The following is a 21854-nucleotide window of genomic DNA, read 5'->3' as shown; positions in this document are numbered from 1 at the left end:
CGCCTGGCCCTTTTTGTTGCCTGAGAGCGGCGCAATGTCATGGCACATTCCCCTCATACGCATATGCCAATGCCGGCGCATAATCGGCGTTTTGCAACGGAGGCAATGTGCGATACGAGCAAGAAGGTTTTGGCGTGAGCAGCACACCGATCCTCAGCGTCGAAGGCCTGCGCAAACGTTACGGCGACCAGACTGTCGTCGACAACCTGAGCTTCAGCGTTCGGCGCGGCCAGTGCTTTGGCCTGCTCGGCCCCAACGGCGCCGGCAAAACCACCACGCTGCGCATGCTGCTCGGCATGACGATGCCCGATGCAGGCAGCCTGAGACTGTGCGACGAGCCCGTCCCCGAAGCCGCGCACCGTGCACGCATGCGCGTGGGCGTGGTGCCGCAGTTCGACAATCTCGATCCTGATTTCTCCGTCTCGGAAAACCTGCGCATCTTTGGACGCTACTTTGGCCTGTCGTCCGCCACCATCCGCGAGCGCATCCCTACCCTGCTGGAGTTCGCGCGGCTCGAACAGAAAGCCGATGCGCCTGTACGCGCGCTCTCGGGCGGCATGAAGCGGCGGCTGACGGTAGCCCGCGCGCTGATCAACGATCCTGACATCCTCGTCATGGACGAGCCCACCACGGGGCTCGACCCGCAAGCGCGACACCTGATCTGGGAGCGCCTGCGCTCATTGCTCGCAGCGGGCAAGACCATCTTGCTGACCACGCATTTCATGGAAGAAGCCGAGCGCCTGTGCGATGAGCTTTGCGTGATCGACAACGGCCGGAAGATCGCGCAAGGCAAGCCACAAGAACTCATCGCGCGCGAAATCGGCTGCGATGTGGTTGAAGTCTATGGCGACGACCTCAACGCCCTGCGCACGCTGCTCACGCCGCTGGCGGATCGCGTCGAAACCAGTGGCGAGACGCTCTTCTGCTATGCACGCGACCCGCAGCCGCTGGTGGCCGCGCTGCGCACGCAAGCAGAAACGCACACCATGCCGGGGCTGCGCTACCTGCACCGCCCGGCCAATCTCGAAGATGTGTTCCTGCGCCTGACCGGCCGCGAAATGCGCGACTGAGGGAATCACCCATGTCCACTGAAACCGCACTCACTCCAACGCACAACCAGGCTTTTCCGCAGCCGCTGCTGCCACTGAACTTTCGCAACTGGCAGTACGTCTGGCTGCGCAACTTCATGGTGTGGCGCAAGCTGGCCATTCCGTCGATGGCCGGCAACCTGGCCGACCCGATGATCTACCTGTTCGGCCTCGGCCTCGGCCTGGGCCTGCTGGTCGGGCGCGTCGACGGCGTGTCGTACATTGCATTCCTGGCCGCCGGCACGGTGGCGTCCAGCACGATGATGTCGGCGAGCTTCGAAGCGATGTACTCCGCGTTCTCGCGCATGCACGTGCAACGTACGTGGGAAGCAATTCTGTACGCACCGCTCAGCCTGGGCGACGTGGTCCTCGGTGAGCTGTTCTGGGCCGCCAGCAAGTCGGTGTTGTCAGGCCTGGCGATCATGCTGGTGGCGGGCGCGCTCGGATATGCGTCGATGCCGCAGGCACTGCTGGCCCTGCCCGTCATCGTGCTGACCGGCTTCACCTTTGCCTGCCTGGCGATGAACATGACGGCGCTTGCGCCCAACTACGACTTCTTCATGTTCTACCAGACGCTGGTGATCACGCCGATGATGCTGCTCTCTGGCGTGTTCTTCCCACTGTCGCAACTGCCGGCGCCCGTGCGCGCGGCGACGAGCGTCCTGCCATTGCCACATGCAGTGGATCTGATCCGCCCGCTCATGCTGGGCCGCACGCCCGACAACATCCTGCTGCACCTCGGCGTGCTGCTGCTGTACGCCGTTGGCGCGTTGCTGCTGTGCCTGTGGCTGCTGCGTCGTCGCATGCTCAAGTAAGGTGCGGCCCGAACAGCCAACAAAAAAGCCCGTCGCGATGACGGGCTTTTCTTTGCTGCGTTCGAGACTCACTCGTTCACGGCGGAGCGCTGCAGATGCAATTGCGTACGCGGATCATCGTTCTGCGCATTCTCACGATCAGCTTTGGCCGAGCTGTTGCGCGCGGCCTCCAGGCGATCGAGGTACGCCTCGTCAATGTCGCCGGTCACGTACTTGCCGTCAAAGCATGACGCATCGAAATCCTTCAGCGCCGGATTGACATCGCGCACGGCGCGCTTCATGTCTTCCACGTCCTGATACACAAGCTGGTCTGCGCCGATGATCTTGGCAATCTCTTCGTGCGTGCGGCCATAAGCCACCAGTTCGCCGCGCGTCGGCATGTCGATGCCGTACACGTTCGGGAACTTCACCGGCGGCGCGGCAGAAGCGAAGATCACCCTCTTCGCGCCGGCATCGCGCGCCATCTGCACGATCTCCGACGACGTCGTGCCCCGCACGATGGAGTCATCGACGATCAGCACGTTCTTGTCCTTGAACTCGATCGCCATCGCGTTGAGCTTCTGGCGCACGGACTTCTTGCGCACCGCCTGCCCCGGCATGATGAAGGTGCGGCCCACGTAGCGGTTCTTGAAGAAACCTTCGCGATACGGCACGCCCAGGTGGTTGGCCACTTGCATTGCAGCCGGACGCGACGAATCCGGGATCGGCATCACCACGTCGATCTTGTCGGTCACCTCGCGCTTGATCTTTTCGGCCAGGTAATCGCCCATGCGCAGGCGCGCATCGTACACCGACACACCGTCCATGCGCGAATCCGGACGGGCGAGGTACACGTATTCAAAAATGCACGGCGAAAGCACCGGGTTCGCGGCGCACTGCTTGGTGTGCAGCTTGCCCTCGAGGTCGATGAAGATGGCTTCGCCGGGGGCCACATCGCGCTCGAACTTGAAGCCGATGCCTTCCAGCGCCACGGATTCCGAGGCCACCATGTATTCGATGCCGCCCTCCGGCGTCTCCTGGCTGCCCAGCGCGAGCGGACGGATGCCGAACGGGTCACGCACCGCCAGCACGCCGTAGCCGGAAATCTCGGCAGCGATGGCATACGAACCGCGCACGCGGCGGTGCAGGCCTTCCACCGCCGTGAAGATGGAATCGCGATTCAGGGGGATGTCGTTGCTGGCGCGTTGCAGCTCGTCGGCCAGCACATTCAGCAGCACTTCGGAGTCGGACTGCGTGTTGATGTGGCGGCGATCACGCCGGAACATCTCATCGCGCAACTGATCGGAGTTCGTCAGGTTGCCGTTGTGTGCGAGCACGATGCCGAACGGCGCGTTGACATAGAACGGTTGGGCCTCTTCCTCGCTGGAGGAACCTGCCGTCGGGTAGCGCACTTGACCGATGCCGCTCGTGCCCGGCAGGCCGCGCATGTTGCGCGTGCGGAACACGTCACGCACCATGCCATTGGCCTTGTGCATGTGGAAAGTGCTGCCTGACGCGGTGGCAATGCCCGCCGCGTCTTGCCCCCGGTGTTGCAGGAGCAACAGACTGTCGTAGATCAGCTGATTGACGGGTGTGGCTGAGACCACCCCAACGATACCGCACATGTCGAACTCCAGCGAGAACGTATTTGGTGGCGCCCACACCCGTTGCGGGCGCCGAAAAAGCTTCCCGGATTGCCTAGCTTGTGGCCAGGCGTCCCAGATCAATAGTGAACATACTTCGCGACATCCGGGGGCAACAGTGGCTTGGCCGCTTGCGCTGCCTGCTCCGCATAGGGCCGCGTAATCGCATCGCGCCAGAACGGCTGCTCAGGCAGGCTGGTAAAGCCGGCCACCGTTATCAACACGAGGATGATCACGCCACCGCGCGCCAGCCCGAACACCATACCCAGACCGCGATCAGCCGGTTTGAGCCCCGCGCTCGCCAGCGCTGCCGAAAGCAGCGCACCCACCAGCGAAGTTGCAATCACCGTCACGATAAACAGTAGGACGAAACCGAGAACGGTGCGTGCGACCGGCCCACCGGGCAGCGATTCCGGCATCCAGCCCGCCGCCACGCCTGAAAACGTGTACGCCACCCATGCGGCAAACAACCACCCGAGCAACGCCAGCACTTCGCGGATCAGCCCCCGAAACAACCCAATCAGCGCCGACGTGACGATGATGAACAGCACGCCGTAGTCAAAGAAAGTCGGTTGCATCTGGCAGCGGCTTGGATGGACTGAGGCGGAATGCGGCGTGACGAATCAGCAAATCTGGCGAGCGCGCTGCGTACACGTTCGGCCGCATTGTCATTGCTGCACGAGTTTCGGCGTCAGGCCAATCTGCTCGGCACGCTTCTGCGCCGCTTCGGCGGATGCACGATCGTTGAACGGACCCGCTCGCAGCAAGGCCAGATCGCCCTTCTCAGGCACCTTCTTGTGTTCGATGTAACCGGGGATCTTCTCGCCCTTGAGCTTGCCCAGCCAATTTCGGGCGCGGTCCTCGGAAGCGAACGCGCCGATCAGGAGAATGAACTTGCCGCCGCTGGCATCGGTGCTCGTTGCAGCCGCTTGCTGTGCGGGCTGGGCGGCCGGTTGGGCGGGTTTCGTTGCGGGCTTGGATTCAGCAGGTGGCGCCAGATTGGCGACAGGCTTGGGCGGTGTCGCGGGCTTGGCTGCAGGCTGCGGGTTCTGAGCCGCTAGCGGCGCGTCGTTGCTTGCGACAACCTCTTCGCCCTGGTCAAGCGCCTGCACCTGATCCGCCGACGAGGTTGCAGGACGGGACGCGGAACGCCGGCTGGCGACCTTCGGCTCATCGGCCGAGGCCTTGGCACCACGATCGACCGGCTGATCCTGGATCTGCACGGCCACGGCATCGGTCACGGGGCGCGGCTTGGCATCAAACACGAGGGGCAACACGATCACGGCGGCGCCCACCAGCACCAAGGCACCGATCAGCCGACGGCGAGCGCGTTGCTTTTGCGGAAGTTCGGGATCAAGACCGTCGTCGTCATCGTCGGTGCGACGGGAGGCGCGGCTGCGAGCATTCGACGATGCGCGCGAACCACGCACCGCATCGCGAGCCACATCGGCAGCGCTGCCGGCGGCTGCGCCGCGAGTGCGTTCGCCTTCAGCGTTCTTGCGGGAGGAGAAAATGGAAAACAGTCCCATGAGGGCCCCGGTTTTAGTGCGCGCGACTCTTGCGCTCCGCCAGCACGCCGGCAACGGTGTAGAACGATCCGAAGACCACGATTCTATCATCCTCGGTGGCCCGCTCCATGGCGTTGCGATAGGCTGTGGCAGGATCGCTGAATGTGCTCACGCTCGATTCCTTGCCTGCGCGGAAACCGGCGTCGGTCAGCGCCTGCGCCAAGCTTGCCGCACTCGCGGCGCGCGGCGTCGGCAAGTCGGTCAGGCACCAGTGGTCGACCTTGTCGAGCATGTGCGCGAGTACACCGGCGATATCTTTGTCCTGCATCGCACCGAACACCGCGTAGGTGTAACGGTAGAAGCCCATGTTTTCGAGGTTCTGGCCCAGCGCGGCCGACGCGTGCGGGTTGTGTGCGACGTCCAGGATGACGGACGGACGCCCCGGCAGAACCTGGAAGCGCCCCGGCAGCAACACCTGCGACAACCCCAGACGCACGTCCTGCGCAGAGATCGGCAACCGGTCGCGCACCGATTCCAGCGCAGCCAGCGCCGCCGAAGCGTTCAGCAACTGGTTTGCCCCGCGCAATGCCGGATAGCCCAGGCTCGGCCAACGGCGCCCGCGCCCGCCGAAGCCCCACTGCTGCTTGTCACCCTGGAAGTTGAAATCACGGCCGATCAGCCAAAGATCCGCACCAATGGCCTCAGCGTGCTTGACCAGGGAAATCGGCGGCACTGGGTCAGAGCAGATCGCCGGCTTGCCTGCGCGGAAGATGCCGGCTTTCTCAAAACCGATCGCCTCGCGGGTATCGCCCAGGTAGGCCATGTGATCGAGATCGACGCTGGTGATGATGGCGCAATCGGTATCGACAATGTTGACCGCATCCAACCGGCCGCCCAGGCCGACTTCCAGGATCACCGCATCAAGACCCGCATTGGCGAACAGATGCATGATCGCCAGTGTGGTGAATTCGAAGTAGGTCAGGCTGACGGGCTCGGGAAAGCTGCAGCGTGCACGCTCCACCGCTTCGAAGTGCGGCAGCAACATCGCGTCTGTGGCGATCTCGCCATTCACGCGAGCACGCTCGTTAAAGTCGATCAGGTGCGGCGAAGTATGGCAAGCCACCTTGTAGCCGGCCGCCAGCAGGATCGCCTCCAGCATCACGCAGGTCGAGCCCTTGCCATTGGTGCCGCCCACCGTGAAGACGACTGACTTGAATTCCAACCCGAGCGCATCGCGCACGCGACTGATGCGGGCCAAGCCCATGTCGATGCCAACCGGGTGTGCGGTTTCCAGGTGGGCGAGCCAGTCGGGCAGCGTGTCGAATGTAGGCATGCGAAATAGGTGGCGCGGCTTCAGGAAATGGGCCGCGCAAAAACAAGAAGCGCGGACTCACGCCCGCGCTTCGGTTCAACAGATGTGCTGCATCAGGCCAGTGCGTCGGCCGGTTGCTTCTGCAGGAGCGCCAGGAGCTCGGCGATCTCGCGGCGCATGTTGCGACGATCGACAATCATGTCGATGGCACCCTTTGTCAGCAGGAACTCAGCGCGCTGGAAGCCTTCCGGCAGTTTCTCGCGCACGGTCTGCTCGATCACGCGCGGGCCGGCAAAGCCGATCATTGCCTTGGGCTCGGCGATCACCACGTCGCCCATGAATGCGAAGCTGGCTGACACACCGCCCGTGGTGGGATCGGTCAGCACGCTGATGAACGGCAGCTTGGCTTGCGCCAGCTTCTGGACCATCGCAGTGGTCTTGGCCATTTGCATGAGCGACAGCAGGCTTTCCTGCATGCGCGCGCCGCCCGACGCCGTCACGCAGATGAACGGCACCTTCTGTTCCAGCGCCATCTGCGCGCCACGCGCGAAACGCTCGCCCACCACCGAGCCCATCGAGCCCGTCATGAACTCGAACTCGAAGCACGCCACCACCACCGGCAGCGCATGGATGGCGCCGCCCATCACGACCATGGCATCGGTCTCGCCGGTGTTATCCATGGCCGCCTTGATGCGGTCGGGGTACTTTTTGCTGTCCTTGAACTTGAGCGCGTCGACCGGGAGGATCTCCTGGCCCAGCTCATAGCGGCCTTCGGCGTCCAGCAGCGCGTCCAGACGGGCACGCGCGCCAATGCGCATATGGTGGTCGCACTTCGGGCAGACGTGCAGGTTGGCTTCGACGTCGGTACGGTACAGCACCGACTCGCAGGCCGGGCATTTGACCCAGAGGCCTTCCGGAATGCCCTTGCGTTGCGACGGATCGGTCTGTTGGATCTTGGGCGGAAGCAGTTTGTCCAGCCAGCTCATGCGTGCTCCTTGAATGCAATGTCGCCGAGATCAGGCGTCGAGCGCCTGGCGAATCTCCGCGATGAAATCAGTCAAGTATTGTACCGCTTGTTCGCGAGGTGCTTCTTCAAGCAATTGCACAATGCGGGATCCGATGACCACCGCATCGGCCACGCCGCTGATCGCACGTGCTGTTGCCGCATCACGGATGCCGAAACCGACACCCACCGGCAGCCGCGCGTGCTGGCGGATTTGCGGGATGCGCGCGGCCACCGCGTCGAGGTCGATTGTGGCCGCGCCGGTCACACCCTTGAGCGACACGTAGTAGATGTAGCCACTCGCCACGCGGGCAATCTGCGCGATGCGCGCCTCGGTAGACGTGGGCGCCAGCAGGAAGATCGGATCAATGCCGGCGGCGCGCATGGTCTTGGCAAAGGCCTCGCACTCTTCGGGCGGATAGTCGACCACGAGCACGCCGTCCACGCCGGCTTCGGATGCAGCCTTCGCAAAGGCCTCCACGCCCATGCGCTCGATCGGGTTGGCGTAGCCCATGAGCACCACGGGCGTCGTTGAATCTGTGGTGCGGAATGCGCGCACGTATTCCAGCACCGTGCGCAGGCCAACTTTGTTAGCCAATGCGCGCTCTGACGCACGCTGGATGACAGGGCCGTCGGCCATCGGGTCTGAGAACGGTACGCCCAGTTCGATGACGTTGGAGCCGCCCTTGACCAGCGCGTGCATCAGGTCGACGGTCATCTCAGGGTACGGATCGCCCGCCGTGATGAACGGAATCAGGCCCTTGCGACCCTGTGCGGACAACTGCGAAAAAGTTTGAGCAATGCGGGACATAGCGGGATCAGTGTGTCAGGCGACCTTGATGGTGTCGGGCGCCAGAGATTCAGTCGGTTGGGCGGCAAATTCGGCGGCGGCATGCACGGCAGCCACACGCTCGCGCGCCACGCGGCAATAATCAGCGTTGATCTCGAAGCCGGCGAAGCGGCGTCCAAGCCGCGCACAGGCCGCAGCCGTGGTGCCGCTACCCAGGAACGGGTCCAGCACTAGGCCGCCCGGCGGGCAGCTTGCCAGGATCATGCGTTCCACCAGTTCCAGTGGCTTCTGTGTCGGATGCTCAGCGCGCTCCGGGTCTTGCCGGTGCAGGCGCGATACGCTCCACACGTCCTTCGGGTTGTAGCCGACTTCCAGCCACTTCTTGCCCTCAAAACGCTTGCGGCTGCGCGCTTTCTTCGTCTCGGCGTCGTACGGAATGCGCACGGCATCGACGTCGAAGTAGTAATCGCGCGAAGCAGCAAAAAAGCCGATGTTGTCGTGCACCGACGAGAACTTGCGCGTGCTGCCCCCCATGCTGGGCACGCGGCGGTCCCAGATGATCTCGTTGACCATCGTGAGGCGTCGCTTGAGCATGACGAACAGTTCCGGCGCGTATTGCCACGTGCAGAACAGGTAGAGCGATCCGTTGCGCGCCAGCTTCGGCCGCACCGCATCGATCCAGCGTTCGGACCAGGCAAGGTAGGCATCGCCCGACAGCTTGTCGGAGTCGTTGCCGTAATCCTTGCCCAGCCCGTACGGCGGATCTGCGATGACGAGGTCCACACTGCCGTCGGCCAGATGCTCGACCCCGGTAATGCAGTCCTCGTTGAAGATGCCGTCGATGGCGCGCTCGGTCATGCGTGTGCCAGTGCCGTTAGAGTTGGATGCCGGAGAATTCGGCGACGGTATGCATATCCTTGTCGCCGCGGCCGGACAGGTTCACCAGCAGGATCTTGTCCTTCGGCAGCGTCGGCGCCAGCTTGCACGCATACGCCAGCGCATGGCTCGATTCCAGCGCCGGGATAATGCCCTCCATGCGACACAGGTCGTGGAAGGACTGCAGCGCTTCCTTGTCGGTAATGCCGACGTATTCCGCGCGCTTCACATCTTTCAACCACGCGTGTTCCGGGCCGACGCCCGGATAATCGAGCCCGGCCGAGATCGAATGCGTCTCGATGATCTGGCCGTCCTCATCCTGCAGCAGATAGGTGCGGTTGCCGTGCAGCACGCCCGGTGAGCCCCCCGTGAGCGACGCAGCGTGACGGCCGGTCTCGATGCCCTCCCCCGCCGCTTCCACGCCGATCAGCTTCACGTCGGCATGGTCGATGTACGGGTAGAAGATGCCCATGGCGTTGGAGCCGCCGCCCACGCAGGCGATGATGGCGTCCGGCTGGCGCCCGATCATCTCAGGCATCTGCACTTTGCATTCCTCGCCGATCACGGCCTGGAAGTCGCGCACCATCATCGGGTACGGATGCGGGCCCGCCACCGTGCCGATGATGTAGAAGGTGTCAGCCACGTTGGTCACCCAGTCGCGCATCGCTTCGTTCAGCGCGTCCTTGAGCGTGCGCGAGCCCGACTCCACCGGCACCACGGTCGCGCCCAGCAGCTTCATGCGATAGACGTTGGCGGCCTGGCGGCGCACGTCTTCACTGCCCATGTAGACGACGCATTCCATGCCGTAGCGCGCAGCAATCGTGGCGGTCGCCACACCGTGCTGGCCGGCACCAGTTTCAGCAATCACGCGTGGCTTGCCCATGCGGCGTGCCAGCAGCGCTTGGCCGATCACGTTGTTCACCTTGTGCGCGCCGGTGTGGTTCAGGTCTTCGCGCTTGAGGTAGATCTGCGCGCCGCCGCAGTGTTCGGTCAGGCGGCGTGCGTGATAGATGGGCGACGGGCGGCCGACGAAATGCTTCAGCTCGTATTCGTATTCCCTGATGAATTCCGGATCGTGCTGGTAGCGCGCGTAGGCGTCGCGCAATTCATCGAGCGCGTGGGACAGCGTTTCCGCAACGAAGGTGCCGCCGTAGGGGCCGAAATGGCCGTGGGCGTCGGGAAGGTTGTACATGGCAATCTCTCGAGGCATCCGCCGAGGTCAGGGTGAAGACCTGTCGGCAGAGATATTCAGGAAGGCGTACGTCGCGAGAAACCTGCCAGATCGGCTCAGGCCTGAACCGATGCGCCCAGGGCCGCATCGGCCTCGCGGACCGCACGCACAAATGCGGTCATCCGGGCGTGGTCTTTCACGCCCCGTGCGGCCTCGATCCCGCTGCTGACGTCAACAGCGTACGGCCGCACGCGTTCAATCGCGCCAGCGACGTTTTGCGCGCTCAACCCACCACTCAAAACGAGCCGAGGAGCGGCGCTTGTGGTTGGCAAGGATGGCGATTGCGGGAGCCATTGCGGAGGAATGAGGGTCCAGTCGAATACGTGGCCGCCACCGCCATAGCCCTCAACAAATGCGTCGAGCAGCAGGCCTTGGGCAGCAGCAAACCGATCGGCGAATTCTACCAAATCGGCCCCGGGCTGAACACGCAGGGCACGCAGCCACGGCAGCCCCACCTTTCCGGCAATCTCGGCGCACAGCTCTGCCGGCTCGTCGCCGTGGAACTGAAGCAGCGTAAGCGCCACTTGGTCGAGCACGCGCGCCACGTCGTCCGCGCTGGCGTTGACGAACAGGCCTGTCACGGTGACGAACGGGCCAGCACGGCGGGCCAGCTCTGCCGCACGTTCAGCGGCGACGTAACGCGGGCTGGGCGGATAGAAGACGAGCCCGATCGCATCGGCGCCGAGCTCGACGGCGTGGTCGACGTCGGCCGGCTGGGTCAGGCCACACAGCTTGATACGGGTACGGTGCAACGGCATGGTGGAAGCGGAATTCACGGGCCTGCGTGTTCGTCGAACACGCCACGAAACAGGCTGGACGATGCCGGAGATGCCGGCAACGAGAAGGCATCAGGATAGCCGACCTCGGCCAGATACAACCCGTCGGGCATGAAAGTCGGGGCGGCGGCTACGCGGCTGCGGGCAGCCAGCACATCGCGCATCCACGACGCGGGCTGCCGGCCGCGCCCGATCGCCACCAGGCACCCCATGATGTTGCGCACCATGTGGTGCAGGAACGCGCTGCCGCGAATGCGCACGAATACCCATTCGCCCTCGCCTCGCACCTCAATCGAGTACATCGTTTTGACGGGCGACTTGGCTTGGCATTCGGCCGCGCGGAACGACGAGAAATCGTGTTCACCGACCAGTACCTGCGCGGCCTCGTTCATGGCTGCCACGTCAAGGGATTGGCCGGGCGGGAGCATCACGTAGCCGGCCTTGTCTTCGAGCAATGGTGCGCGCGTCGGACCGAAGGTCAGCGCGTAGTAATACGTGCGGCGATGCGCGGAGAAGCGCGCGTGGAAATCCTCCGGCATCTCCTGCGCCCATCGCACGGCCACCGTGGGCGGCAGAAAGGCGTTGGTGCCGCGCACCCACGAGAACGGCTCGCGCACGAGGTCGGTATCCAGGTGGACGACCTGGCCCAGCGCATGCACACCCGCATCGGTGCGGCCGGCCACCGTGGTCTGCAGCGCCACGCCGGCAAACTGCCGCAGTGCCGCCTCCAGCGCATCCTGCACGGTGTTGCCGTGCGGCTGCGATTGCCAACCCGAAAACGCGGCACCGTCGTACTGAATGCCAAGCGCGATGCGCGTCATGCCGTGTGAATCCTCGTGCGGAAAGAAAAACGCCGGCAGGATACCACCCTGCCGGCGCTGTCGATGGCGTAAAACGCGTTGCGTCAGCCGATCTGGCGCATCAAGGCTTGCGCCTCTGCGTGGAACGACGGATCGCCCAGGTCCAGCACTTCCTGCAGCAATTCGCGTGCGCCTTCCTTGTCGCCGATCTCGATGTAGGCCTTGGCCAGATCGAACTTGATCTGCAGATCGCGCACACCATCGGCACCATGCTCGCCGGACAGCGTGTGCGGCAGGTTGGTGTCCAGACGGATGGCCGATTGCGGCTCATCGTTCGCGACCTCGGCGTGCTCTGCGTGATGCGGCTCGGACTCGAAGTGCATCGGAGCCTGCGACAGGTCGGTCGGCTGGGCCCAGCTCGGCAGGCTTTCCTCCGCGGCAACCGGAGCTGCCGGAACAGCCGTTTCTGCGGCAGGCGGCGTCGGGTTCAGATCCAGCGACAAGTCCGACAGATCCATATGCAGCGGGGGCGCGGCGACGGGCTGATAAGCCTCGCCAGCGTGCGCGTTGAACTGCGGCAGATCCGTTTCTGGTTCGGCATGCACCCTGAAGATGTCCGATGCTTCTTCCGGCGCGGTGATCGGCTCGCCTGCTGCCGGCGCCGGGAACGACTCCAGCGGCAGATCGAAATCGGCCAGCTGCGGTGCCTTGGTCGACGGCGAGGACGGGTCCAGATCCGGAGACAGCGTGGTCCAGTCGTCCCCGCGGCGGGTGGTCTGACCCGTCACTGTCGGGCTGAAGGCCTCGGCAGCCACCGCGGCGCCCACACCGGCCAGGGCAGCGGCACCTGCCACTGCGGCGCCAGCGTGGCTCGGCTCTGCATGCGCTTCGGCACCCGGATGGCTTCCGTCACCCTGCACCGTCAAATACAGCGGATTAGCCGGATCGAACTTGCGGCCCATCGCAGCAGCCTCTGCCCATTCCGACGAGGCCGCGCCGACTTGCGCCAGCATCTCTTCAGCAATGGTCTGGAAGCCATGGGCGTCCTGACGATTGGCGTAAATTTCCATCAACTTCAGGCGAATGGCTTGGCGCTCCGGATGCTGCTCCAGGGCCTCGCGCAGGATTTCTTCGGCTTGTACGTCGCGCCCGTAGGCGATATAGACATCGGCCTCGGCAATCGGGTCGACTTCATTGCTCTCGTTGCCGCCGCCAATGCGGAAATCCGCACCGAACACGCTGTGCTGCGAGGTGTCGACGCTTTGACCACCGGCTGCGCCAAACAGCGAGTTGGCGCCCGCCATCACAGTGCTTTCCTGCGACAGAAGGCTGTCCTGGAAGCCATGTGCCTGCTCAGGCTTCTGCTGGCGACGGCGATACACAACCAGACCACCCAGCAAGGCGACCACCAAGCCGCCAAGGCCCAGGGCCATCGGGTTGCCCAGCAGCGACGAGAGGAACGATTCTTCTTGAATCGGCGGCGGAGCCACAACCACCGGCGCCTTCTTCGGCGCGGCAGCAGGAGCCGACGCAGCAGCAACCGGTGCGCTGGCAGCCGCTTGCGGTGCCGAAGCTGCCGCCACTGGCGCTGATGCGGCTTCCGGCGCGGAAGCCGCCGCAGCAGCCGTTGCCGACGAAGCCGGAGCAGCAGCGGCCGTTTCTGCCGGCGCTGCAGCAGCAGGGGCCGGGGCAGACGTAGACGCTGCGGACGGCGCGGGAGCCGGCGCGTTGGCCGCCGCCACTGCCGGAGCGGCCGTCGATGGCGCAGCACCAGCAGCCGGCTTGGCAGCGCTGGCAGCCTTGGCCAGTTCAGCGTTCTTCAATTCAACCAGGCGCTGCATGTCAGAGAGATTCTTCTCCAACTGTGCAACGCGTGATTCCATTTCCTTGAGCGCGCGCTCCTTGGCGACGAGTTCCTCATCACGGGCAGCAGTCGAGCCGGCCTTGCCGGTACGGTCAGCCTTGGACAGACGCAGTTCGTCACGGCCGCTGGCAGCAGGCGTGGCTTGATCCTGCACACGGGCCGACACACTGCCGCTCTGCTGGCGGGCGGAGTCGGTATCCGTGGCAGCGTTGGCTTCAGCCGCCGTTGCGAGGCGGTTGCGATAGCCGGCAAAGCCAGACGTCTGCGCAATGACTTCGCGGCGTGCCTCGCGCGCAGGCGTTTTCTGCGCTTCGGCCTGCGACGGCACTTTCAGCACCGAGCCGGTACGCAGTCGGTTGATGTTGCCACCAATGAAAGCGTTGGGATTGTTCCGATACAGGGCCAACAGCATCTGGTCGAGCGACACGGCGTCTTGACCTTGAGCAGCCGTCGATGCCACGTCATACAGACTATCGCCGCGCTGCACGGTGTACGAACCACCGGGTGTAGCGTCCGGTGCGGTGGCAGCAGGAGCCGCTTGCTGGGCACGCACAGCTTGGCGAGCAGCGCGGGGCTGGCGTGTTGGTGCCGGCGCGGCTGCAGTCGAGGCTGCAGCTTGCGGCTGCGCGGTCGAAGCACCCGGCGCCGATTCAGCGGCGCCCGGCGTTGTGGCCTGCACCACCGGCGTCGGCGCAAAATTCTGCGCGGTATTGCTGGAGCCTACCGGGTCCAGCAGGAACGTATAAGCGCGCGAAACGTGGCCGCTCGCCCAGTTCAGGTCAACCAGGACATCAACGAACGGCTCGGCGACGGGCTGGGTCGAACGCAGACGCACCACGTAGTTGCCATTCGACTGGCGCTCCAGCGAAGCACGCAGCGAGGAGACGATCGGGTTGTAGGTCAGACCGGCACGCGAATAAGCGTCCGGCGCAGCCAGTTTGGCGACCAGGTTTTGCGCCTCTTCGGGCGTCACGCCGGTCAGATCGATTTCGGCCTGCAACGGCTGGCCGAGGCTGGAACGCACGTGCAACGCGCCGAAACCGGCCGCTTGCGCAGCGGGCTGAATCAGCAGCAGGCTCGCCGCAGCAAACGCGACGGCCGACCAGCGAGGACTGCGATGGGACGATTCTCTCCGGCGGTATTGGCTCACCCTCACCTTCGACTCCGTTATCTTTTAATGTGCAAACGAACTTAACATCAACGAGTTAGCGCAGCAAGTTCACCTAAAAAGTGAAGTGCTGGATAAGAACCGCCGTCAATCTTTATGAAAACGACACAATTGGCGAGATTCTGAAGCACCCGACGTACCCCCCGGAATGCGCGTGCTTCATGTGGCGCTAACCCTTCCCCGTGCCCCGTCCACCCCACGAATGGGCGGACAGCGTTCCGGCCGCTATTGTGTACCAACGTTACAGACCGTGGGCGTCCAGATGGCACAACGCCGCGCAGGCCGCGCGGCGTTGGTAGAAAAAGCGCACTTTCTGTTGTCAGGCCGCAACGACAGCTGCCGATGCCCGGCCCGACGAGGAAAGCAAAGCCCGGATCACTTGCCCAGCAGGATACGCAGCGTACGGCGCAGCGGCTCGGCAGCGCCCCACAGAAGCTGGTCGCCGATCACGAAGGCGCTCACATACTCGGGCCCCATGTTCAGCTTGCGCACACGGCCCACGCCGATTTCGAGACCACCAGTGATGGACGCCGGCGTCAGTTCCTTCTCGGTGATGCTGCGGTCGTTCGGCACCCACTTCACCCACGGGTTGCCCGAGCGGATGATTTGCTCGATTTCTTCGAGCGGCAGATCGCGCTTAAGCTTCAGCGTCAGGCCCAGGCTGTGGCAGCGCATTGCGCCAATTCGCACACACAGGCCGTCGACCGGAATCGTCTGCGCCGTCCCCAGGATCTTGTTGACCTCGGCCTGGCCCTTCCATTCTTCCTTCGACTGACCGTTGTCGAGCTGCTTGTCGATCCACGGGATCAACCCACCAGCCAGCGGCGCCGGGAAGAATTCGGTCGGCACGTCTTCGCGGATGGTCTTGGCAACCTTGCGATCGATGTCCAGGATGGCGGATGCCGGGTTGGCCAGCTCATCAGCCACGGCGCCATGGATCACGCCCATGCCCTTGAGCAGTTCGCGCATGTGGTTTGCGCCACCGCCCGAAGCCGCCTGATAGGTCATCGAGCTGACCCACTCGACCAGGCCTTCGCGGAACAGGCCGCCCACGCCCATCAGCAGAATCGAATTGGTGCAGTTGCCACCGATGAAATTCTTGGTGCCAGCGGCCACCGCGTTCTTGATGAGCGACAGGTTGACCGGGTCCAGCACGATCACGGCATCATCTTCCATGCGCAGCGTCGAGGCGGCGTCGATCCAGTAGCCGTTCCAGCCCGCGGCGCGCAGCTTCGGGAAGACTTCGGTGGTGTAGTCACCACCCTGGCACGTGATGATCGTGTCGCATGCCTTGAGCGCTTCGATGTCGTTGGCGTCAGCCAGGGGCGCATCCGTCTTGGCGAATGCGGGCGCCTTGCCGCCGGCGTTGCTGGTGCTGAAAAACACCGTGTCGATCAGGTCGAAATCCTTTTCTTCCTGCATGCGCTGCATCAGCACGCTGCCAACCATGCCGCGCCAACCGACGAGACCTACCTTCATGATTGTGAACCTCTAGTGATTTTCCCCGCCTCGGTCGCCCGGCGTGACCGCGCGGGGAAGGCGAACGGACACGACGGACGATCTACGAGATCGTTTTTTTGGTAATGATTTTCGTGGTCGTGCGAATCTCGACAGGCGTCATGCGAGCGCGCGCGGCGGTGCCCTTGGCGGCGATAGCCAGGGTGCCCAGAATGCCCAGTACGAGGACGGGGAGCGCGATCGAGATCATCTGCAAAAATATACACGATTTGGCGGCCACACAATGCACTGCAACATATGTCCGCCGAAAAAATGACGATTGCGGCGCCGCATGTGACGGCACCGCAACGCATGCTTTGATTTACAAGGCAGCGACCACCGCGTCGCCCATCTCCACAGTGCCGACCTGTTTGCAGCCCGGCGTCAGGATGTCGCCGGTCCGGTAGCCCTGCGCCAGCACCTTCTTGACAGCCGTTTCGATACGATCAGCCTGCTCGGCCTTGTTCAGCGAATAGCGCAGCATCATCGCCGCCGACAGGATCGTCGCCAGCGGGTTGGCAATACCCTTGCCTGCGATGTCCGGCGCGGAGCCGTGCGACGGCTCATACAGGCCCTTGTTGTTCGCGTCGAGCGACGCCGACGGCAGCATGCCGATCGAGCCCGTCAGCATGGCGGCCTCGTCCGAGAGGATGTCACCGAACATGTTGCCGGTGACGATCACGTCGAAGTTCTTCGGTGCCTTCACGAGTTGCATGGCAGCGTTGTCGACGTACATGTGCGACAGCACGACTTCCGGATATTCTTTGTGCACATCGGTGACGATGTCCTTCCAGAACTGGAACGTCTCGAGCACGTTGGCCTTGTCGACACTGCAGAGTTTCTTGCCGCGCTTGGCGGCAGCCTGGAAGGCGACGTGCGCGATGCGGCGGATTTCCGGCTCGCTGTAGCGCATCGTGTCGAAGCCTTCGCGCGCACCGGCAAACGCGCCGTCCGGGGCCGAACGCACGCCGCGCGGCTGGCCGAAGTAGATGTCACCAGTCAGTTCGCGCACGATCAGGATGTCGAGACCAGACACGATCTCCGGCTTCAGGCTCGATGCACCGGCCAGCTCCGGATAGCAAATCGCCGGACGGAAATTAGCGAACAGCTGCAGATGCTTGCGCAGGCCGAGAATGGCCTGCTCGGGGCGCAGTTCGCGAGCCAGCGTGTCGTACTTCCAGTCGCCCACGGCACCGAACAGGATGGCGTCAGCCTCCTTGGCGAGCTTGAGCGTGTCTTCGGGCAGCGGATGGCCCTTGGCCTCGTAGCCTGCGCCGCCCACGGGGGCGAATTCCATCTCGAATGACTCGCCCAGTACCTTGAGCACCTTCACGGCCTCGGCGACGATTTCCTTGCCAATGCCGTCACCCGGCAACACTGCAATCTTGGTCATGTGGTTGTCCTTGTTGTTCTGGTGTCAGCTCAGCCGACGAGCTTGTGCGCGAGCCACGGCATCTTGGCCAGGCGCTGCGCTTCGTAAGCCTTGATCTGGTCGGCATAGCGCAGGGTCAGACCGATGTCGTCAAAGCCGTTCAGCAGGCAGTATTTGCGGAACGCCGTGACGTCGAACGGATACGCCGTACCGCCTGGCGTGACAACGATCTGCTTGTCCAGATCGACGGTCAGCTGGTAGCCGGTAAAGGCTTGCGTTTCGTTGAACAGATGATCGACTTGCGACTCCGTCAGCACGATCGGCAGCAGGCCGTTCTTAAAGCAGTTGTTGAAGAAGATGTCCGCAAAACTCGGCGCGATGATGGCGCGAAAGCCATACTGCTGCAGCGCCCACGGCGCATGCTCACGCGAGCTGCCGCAGCCGAAGTTCTTGCGGGCCAGCAACACGGAGGCGCCCTTGTAACGCGGTTGGTTCAGCACGAAGTCCGGGTTCAGCGGACGCTTGCTGTTGTCTTGGCCGGGCTCGCCGGCGTCCTTGTAGCGCCACTCGTCGAACAGGTTCGGGCCGAAACCCGTGCGCTTGATCGACTTGAGGAATTGCTTCGGGATGATGGCGTCGGTATCGACGTTCTCGCGGTCGAGCGGGGCCACGAGGCCGGTGTGGATGGTGAATTGTTCCATGATTGCTCTCTCTAACCTGTCGCTCAAGCGAGCTTGCGCACGTCGACGAAGTGACCTTCCAGCGCGGCTGCAGCGGCCATCGCCGGGCTGACCAGGTGGGTGCGGCCACCCGCGCCCTGACGACCTTCGAAGTTGCGGTTGGACGTGGATGCACAGCGCTCGCCCGGGTCGAGGCGATCAGCGTTCATCGCGAGGCACATCGAGCAACCCGGCTCCCGCCATTCAAAGCCTGCCGCCTTGAAGATCTTGTCCAGCCCTTCGCGCTCGGCCTGTTCCTTCACGAGGCCCGAGCCCGGCACGACCATCGCCAGCTTCACGTTCGAGGCAATGCGCTTACCCAGCTTCTGCACAACCCACGCTGCGGCGCGCATGTCTTCGATACGGCTGTTAGTGCACGAGCCGATGAACACCTTGTCGATGTTAATGTCGCTGATGGCGACGTTCGGCTGCAGGCCCATGTATTCGAGCGCGCGCTCCATGGCGTTGCGCTTGTTCGGGTCTTTCTCTTTGTCGGGATCCGGCACGCGGTCTTCAATGCTGACCACCATTTCCGGCGACGTGCCCCAGCTCACCTGCGGGCGAATCTCTTCAGCACGCAGCTCGACGACCTGATCGAAGTGCGCACCTTCGTCGGAATGCAGCGTGCGCCAATAGGCGACCGCCTGCTCCCACTCCACGCCCTGGGGCGCGAACGGACGGCCCTTGATGTATTCCAGCGTGACATCGTCCACGGCGACCATGCCTGCGCGTGCGCCGCCTTCGATTGCCATGTTGCACACCGTCATGCGGCCTTCCATCGACAGCGCGCGGATGGCCGAGCCGCCGAATTCCATGGCATAGCCCGTGCCGCCGGCCGTACCGATCTTGCCGATGATGGCGAGCACGATGTCCTTGGCCGTGCAGCCGCGCGGCAACGTGCCTTCCACCTTCACGAGCATGTTCTTGCTCTTCTTGGCGAGCAGCGTTTGCGTGGCCAGCACGTGCTCGACTTCCGACGTGCCGATGCCGTGCGCCAACGCACCGAATGCGCCGTGCGTGCTGGTATGCGAATCACCGCACACCACCGTCATGCCCGGCAGCGTCGCGCCCTGCTCCGGCCCGATCACGTGCACGATGCCCTGACGCTTGTCGTTCATCTTGAATTGCGTAATGCCGTAGCTGTCGCAGTTGGCGTCAAGCGTATCGACCTGCAGCTTGGAAACCGGATCGGCAATGCCGTGCGAGCGGTCGGTAGTCGGCACATTGTGATCCGACACAGCCAAGTTGGCACTGATGCGCCACACCGGACGCTCGGCCAGTTTCAGGCCCTCGAACGCCTGCGGGCTCGTCACTTCGTGCAGCAGTTGACGATCGATGTAGAGGACGGTCGTGCCGTCTTCTTCGGTATGAACGACGTGATCGTCCCAAAGTTTGTCGTAGAGCGTCTTGGCCATGATGCGATCCGTGCACAACGCGCCCATTGAAATTCAGGGCCGCTGCGCGAGCAGTTTCGTGGGGAGTGATCGATTATGCCACCCGGTGCATTGGGCACCGGACGTGACTGACGAAAGGGGGTTTCGCCATTTCGCGAAGGCCCTTCCAGCACCTACGGGCAACAAAAAGCCCCGCCGGTTTCCCGTGCGGGGCTTCTGTGAAACAACCAGCCTGGCTTAGCGCTTGTCGATCGACGGCACTTCGCGGGTTGCTGCGCCGTTGAACAACTGGCGCGGACGGCCGATCTTGTATTCCGGATCGGTGATCATCTCTTCCCACTGCGCAATCCAGCCCACCGAGCGGGCCAGCGCGAAGATGCAAGTGAACATCGACGACGGAATGCCCAGCGCGCGCTGCACGATGCCCGAGTAGAAGTCGACGTTCGGGTACAGCTTGCGGCTGACGAAGTACTCGTCTTCCAGCGCGATCTTTTCCAGTTCCATGGCCAGCTTGAACAGCGGGTCGTTGTGCAGACCCAGCTCTTCGAGCACTTCGTGGCAGGTTTCGCGCATCAGCTTGGCGCGCGGGTCGTAGTTCTTGTACACGCGGTGGCCAAAGCCCATCAAGCGCACGCCGCTGTTCTTGTCCTTGACCTGCTTGATGAACTCGGGAACCTTGTCCACCGAGCCGATTTCTTCCAGCATGTTCAGGGCGGCTTCGTTCGCACCACCGTGCGCCGGCCCCCACAGGCAAGCGATACCGGCGGCGATTGCTGCGATCGGGTTCGTGCCCGACGAGCCGGCCAGACGCACCGTCGACGTCGAAGCGTTCTGCTCGTGGTCTGCGTGGAGAATGAAGATGCGGTCCAGAGCGCGCTCCAGCACCGGGTTCACCTTGTAGTCCTCGCACGGCGTGGCGAACATCATGCGCATGAAGTTACCCGTGTACGACAGGTTGTTCTGCGGATAGATGTTCGGCTGACCGATGTTGTACTTGTATGCCATGGCCACCAGCGTCGGCAGCTTGGCGATCAGGCGGATCTGCGAGATTTCGCGCTCGCGCGGGTCATTGATGTTGGCAGCGTCCGGATAGAACGCGCTCATGGCACCAACCAGGCCCGTCAACACGGCCATCGGGTGGGCATCACGACGGAAACCGCGCAGGAAGAACTGCATCTGTTCGTGCACCATGGTGTGATTCGTCACCACATGGTTGAACTCTTCCTTCTGCTTGGCGTTGGGCAGCTCGCCCTTCAGCAGCAGGTAGCAGATTTCCATGAAATCGCATTTGCTGGCCAGATCGTCGATGGCGTAGCCGCGATACAGCAGCTCACCTTTGTCACCATCGATGTAGGTGATCTTGGAATTGCACGACGCGGTCGACATGAAGCCGGGGTCGTACGTGAACTTGCCCGTCTGACCGTACAGCTTGCGAATGTCGATCACGTCCGGGCCAACCGTGCCCTTGTAGATCGGCAGCTCGACGCTGGGCGAGCCATCGGAAAACGATAGGGTGGCTTTCACTTCGGACGGCGTCATGTCGGTTTCCTTCTCTGCTGTTTATAAAAATGAAGTCGGGAGACTCCCGCCAGACGGATCGAGGGGCGCCGGCCGGGGGGCGGCTGGACCGATTCGTCTTGCGGCAACCTCTCGCGCGCCGGTTCAGACCGAGCGCAGCAAGGTCAGGACGTGCTGGATGTGAGGCACGTCGAGTTCGCCCTCCGGCTCCTTGCGTGCAAGCAGGAGATCCATCAGGTCGTTGTCGGGAAGCTCGAACAACTGCGAGAGTGCGGCAACGTCGTCGTCCGACAGTTCCGTCTCGTAGCGGTTGAAGAAGCGCTCGACGATGATGTCGTTCTCAAGCAGGCCGCGTCGGGCACGCCAGCGCAAACGGGCACGCTTGTGCGGATCGGACTGATGGGAGAACGTCGGAGTGTTCACAGCAACCATACTTCCTAAAAATGCGTCGCCGGAGAAACCGCTCCGGCGACACACAATGCCAAAGTGCGCTGACTCGCG

The 21854-nt window shown here is 63.4% G+C and carries 20 protein-coding genes; 2 read left to right on the top strand and 18 right to left on the bottom strand.

Features of this window, described 5'->3' with window-relative positions:
- Positions 1 to 107: 107 nt before the first annotated feature.
- Entirely contained in the window at positions 108 to 1070 is a 963-nt protein-coding gene (gene nodI / locus BG83_RS0103180) for a nodulation factor ABC transporter ATP-binding protein NodI (RefSeq protein ID WP_024975362.1), read from the top strand.
- A gap of 11 nt (positions 1071 to 1081) precedes the next feature.
- Positions 1082 to 1903, top strand: a complete 822-nt coding sequence (locus BG83_RS0103175; RefSeq protein WP_024975361.1) for an ABC transporter permease — start codon at positions 1082 to 1084, stop codon at positions 1901 to 1903.
- Between the two features lie 68 nt (positions 1904 to 1971).
- On the opposite strand, the gene purF is transcribed toward BG83_RS0103175, so the two are convergent.
- From purF to BG83_RS0103085, 18 genes are all read right to left on the bottom strand, one after another.
- Positions 1972 to 3507 (bottom strand): amidophosphoribosyltransferase, encoded by a 1536-nt coding sequence (gene purF, locus BG83_RS0103170; RefSeq protein ID WP_024975360.1) that lies wholly within the window; start codon positions 3505 to 3507, stop codon positions 1972 to 1974.
- A gap of 98 nt (positions 3508 to 3605) precedes the next feature.
- Positions 3606 to 4103, bottom strand: coding sequence for a CvpA family protein (locus BG83_RS0103165; RefSeq protein WP_024975359.1), 498 nt, complete (start codon positions 4101 to 4103; stop codon positions 3606 to 3608).
- 90 nt (positions 4104 to 4193) lie between these two features.
- Positions 4194 to 5054, bottom strand: a complete 861-nt coding sequence (locus BG83_RS0103160; protein WP_024975358.1) for an SPOR domain-containing protein — start codon at positions 5052 to 5054, stop codon at positions 4194 to 4196.
- A gap of 13 nt (positions 5055 to 5067) precedes the next feature.
- Complete coding sequence (gene folC / locus BG83_RS0103155; protein ID WP_024975357.1) at positions 5068 to 6366, bottom strand: bifunctional tetrahydrofolate synthase/dihydrofolate synthase; 1299 nt, start codon at positions 6364 to 6366, stop codon at positions 5068 to 5070.
- A 92-nt stretch (positions 6367 to 6458) separates the two neighbouring features.
- Complete coding sequence (accD, locus tag BG83_RS0103150) at positions 6459 to 7331, bottom strand: acetyl-CoA carboxylase, carboxyltransferase subunit beta (protein ID WP_024975356.1); 873 nt, start codon at positions 7329 to 7331, stop codon at positions 6459 to 6461.
- A 30-nt stretch (positions 7332 to 7361) separates the two neighbouring features.
- Complete coding sequence (gene trpA, locus BG83_RS0103145) at positions 7362 to 8159, bottom strand: tryptophan synthase subunit alpha (RefSeq protein ID WP_024975355.1); 798 nt, start codon at positions 8157 to 8159, stop codon at positions 7362 to 7364.
- 15 nt (positions 8160 to 8174) lie between these two features.
- The gene (locus tag BG83_RS0103140; RefSeq protein ID WP_024975354.1) at positions 8175 to 8996 is read right to left on the bottom strand and encodes a DNA-methyltransferase; all 822 of its coding nucleotides are present in this window, start codon (positions 8994 to 8996) and stop codon (positions 8175 to 8177) included.
- A 16-nt stretch (positions 8997 to 9012) separates the two neighbouring features.
- Positions 9013 to 10206 carry a tryptophan synthase subunit beta gene (gene trpB / locus BG83_RS0103135; protein WP_024975353.1) on the bottom strand — a complete coding sequence of 398 codons (1194 nt, stop codon included), beginning with the start codon at positions 10204 to 10206 and terminating at the stop codon, positions 9013 to 9015.
- Positions 10207 to 10301: 95 nt separating this feature from the next.
- Positions 10302 to 11021, bottom strand: a complete 720-nt coding sequence (locus BG83_RS0103130; protein WP_268747326.1) for a phosphoribosylanthranilate isomerase — start codon at positions 11019 to 11021, stop codon at positions 10302 to 10304.
- Positions 11018 to 11842, bottom strand: a complete 825-nt coding sequence (truA, locus tag BG83_RS0103125; RefSeq protein ID WP_024975351.1) for a tRNA pseudouridine(38-40) synthase TruA — start codon at positions 11840 to 11842, stop codon at positions 11018 to 11020. The genes BG83_RS0103130 and truA overlap by 4 nt, the downstream gene beginning before the upstream one ends.
- 83 nt (positions 11843 to 11925) lie before the next feature.
- Entirely contained in the window at positions 11926 to 14841 is a 2916-nt protein-coding gene (gene tapV / locus BG83_RS0103120) for a FimV/HubP family polar landmark-like protein TapV (protein WP_024975350.1), read from the bottom strand.
- 387 nt (positions 14842 to 15228) lie between these two features.
- A complete protein-coding gene (gene asd, locus BG83_RS0103115; protein WP_024975349.1) occupies positions 15229 to 16332 on the bottom strand; it encodes an aspartate-semialdehyde dehydrogenase in 1104 nt (367 codons plus the stop codon).
- An 82-nt stretch (positions 16333 to 16414) separates the two neighbouring features.
- Complete coding sequence (locus tag BG83_RS29540) at positions 16415 to 16591, bottom strand: hypothetical protein (RefSeq protein ID WP_155954077.1); 177 nt, start codon at positions 16589 to 16591, stop codon at positions 16415 to 16417.
- Between the two features lie 81 nt (positions 16592 to 16672).
- The gene (gene leuB, locus BG83_RS0103105; RefSeq protein WP_024975348.1) at positions 16673 to 17743 is read right to left on the bottom strand and encodes a 3-isopropylmalate dehydrogenase; all 1071 of its coding nucleotides are present in this window, start codon (positions 17741 to 17743) and stop codon (positions 16673 to 16675) included.
- A gap of 29 nt (positions 17744 to 17772) precedes the next feature.
- On the bottom strand, positions 17773 to 18423 hold the full coding sequence (leuD, locus tag BG83_RS0103100) for a 3-isopropylmalate dehydratase small subunit (RefSeq protein WP_024975347.1): 651 nt from the start codon (positions 18421 to 18423) through the stop codon (positions 17773 to 17775).
- Between the two features lie 23 nt (positions 18424 to 18446).
- On the bottom strand, positions 18447 to 19856 hold the full coding sequence (leuC, locus tag BG83_RS0103095) for a 3-isopropylmalate dehydratase large subunit (RefSeq protein WP_024975346.1): 1410 nt from the start codon (positions 19854 to 19856) through the stop codon (positions 18447 to 18449).
- Positions 19857 to 20072: 216 nt separating this feature from the next.
- Positions 20073 to 21374 (bottom strand): citrate synthase, encoded by a 1302-nt coding sequence (gltA, locus tag BG83_RS0103090; RefSeq protein WP_024975345.1) that lies wholly within the window; start codon positions 21372 to 21374, stop codon positions 20073 to 20075.
- 123 nt (positions 21375 to 21497) lie between these two features.
- Complete coding sequence (locus BG83_RS0103085) at positions 21498 to 21785, bottom strand: succinate dehydrogenase assembly factor 2 (RefSeq protein ID WP_009241006.1); 288 nt, start codon at positions 21783 to 21785, stop codon at positions 21498 to 21500.
- Positions 21786 to 21854 lie beyond the last annotated feature (69 nt).

The organism is Ralstonia pickettii, from assembly GCF_000607165.1.
Lineage (GTDB): Bacteria > Pseudomonadota > Gammaproteobacteria > Burkholderiales > Burkholderiaceae > Ralstonia > Ralstonia holmesii.
Note: the sequence above shows the minus strand (reverse complement) of the source record. Positions and strands in the feature narration are given on the sequence as shown.

Bases quoted from the DNA above. Each gene is read 5' to 3' on its own strand.
- BG83_RS0103140 (WP_024975354.1), bottom strand. From the start codon at position 8,996: ATGACCGAGCGCGCCATCGACGGCATCTTCAACGAGGACTGCATTACC.
- trpA (WP_024975355.1), bottom strand. From the start codon at position 8,159: ATGTCCCGCATTGCTCAAACTTTTTCGCAGTTGTCCGCACAGGGTCGC.
- BG83_RS0103160 (WP_024975358.1), bottom strand. From the start codon at position 5,054: ATGGGACTGTTTTCCATTTTCTCCTCCCGCAAGAACGCTGAAGGCGAA.
- gltA (WP_024975345.1), bottom strand. From the start codon at position 21,374: ATGACGCCGTCCGAAGTGAAAGCCACCCTATCGTTTTCCGATGGCTCG.
- accD (WP_024975356.1), bottom strand. From the start codon at position 7,331: ATGAGCTGGCTGGACAAACTGCTTCCGCCCAAGATCCAACAGACCGAT.
- folC (WP_024975357.1), bottom strand. From the start codon at position 6,366: ATGCCTACATTCGACACGCTGCCCGACTGGCTCGCCCACCTGGAAACC.
- truA (WP_024975351.1), bottom strand. From the start codon at position 11,842: ATGACGCGCATCGCGCTTGGCATTCAGTACGACGGTGCCGCGTTTTCG.
- asd (WP_024975349.1), bottom strand. From the start codon at position 16,332: ATGAAGGTAGGTCTCGTCGGTTGGCGCGGCATGGTTGGCAGCGTGCTG.
- BG83_RS0103085 (WP_009241006.1), bottom strand. From the start codon at position 21,785: ATGGTTGCTGTGAACACTCCGACGTTCTCCCATCAGTCCGATCCGCAC.
- leuC (WP_024975346.1), bottom strand. From the start codon at position 19,856: ATGGCCAAGACGCTCTACGACAAACTTTGGGACGATCACGTCGTTCAT.
- leuD (WP_024975347.1), bottom strand. From the start codon at position 18,423: ATGGAACAATTCACCATCCACACCGGCCTCGTGGCCCCGCTCGACCGC.
- purF (WP_024975360.1), bottom strand. From the start codon at position 3,507: ATGTGCGGTATCGTTGGGGTGGTCTCAGCCACACCCGTCAATCAGCTG.
- trpB (WP_024975353.1), bottom strand. From the start codon at position 10,206: ATGTACAACCTTCCCGACGCCCACGGCCATTTCGGCCCCTACGGCGGC.
- BG83_RS0103165 (WP_024975359.1), bottom strand. From the start codon at position 4,103: ATGCAACCGACTTTCTTTGACTACGGCGTGCTGTTCATCATCGTCACG.
- leuB (WP_024975348.1), bottom strand. From the start codon at position 17,743: ATGACCAAGATTGCAGTGTTGCCGGGTGACGGCATTGGCAAGGAAATC.
- BG83_RS0103175 (WP_024975361.1), top strand. From the start codon at position 1,082: ATGTCCACTGAAACCGCACTCACTCCAACGCACAACCAGGCTTTTCCG.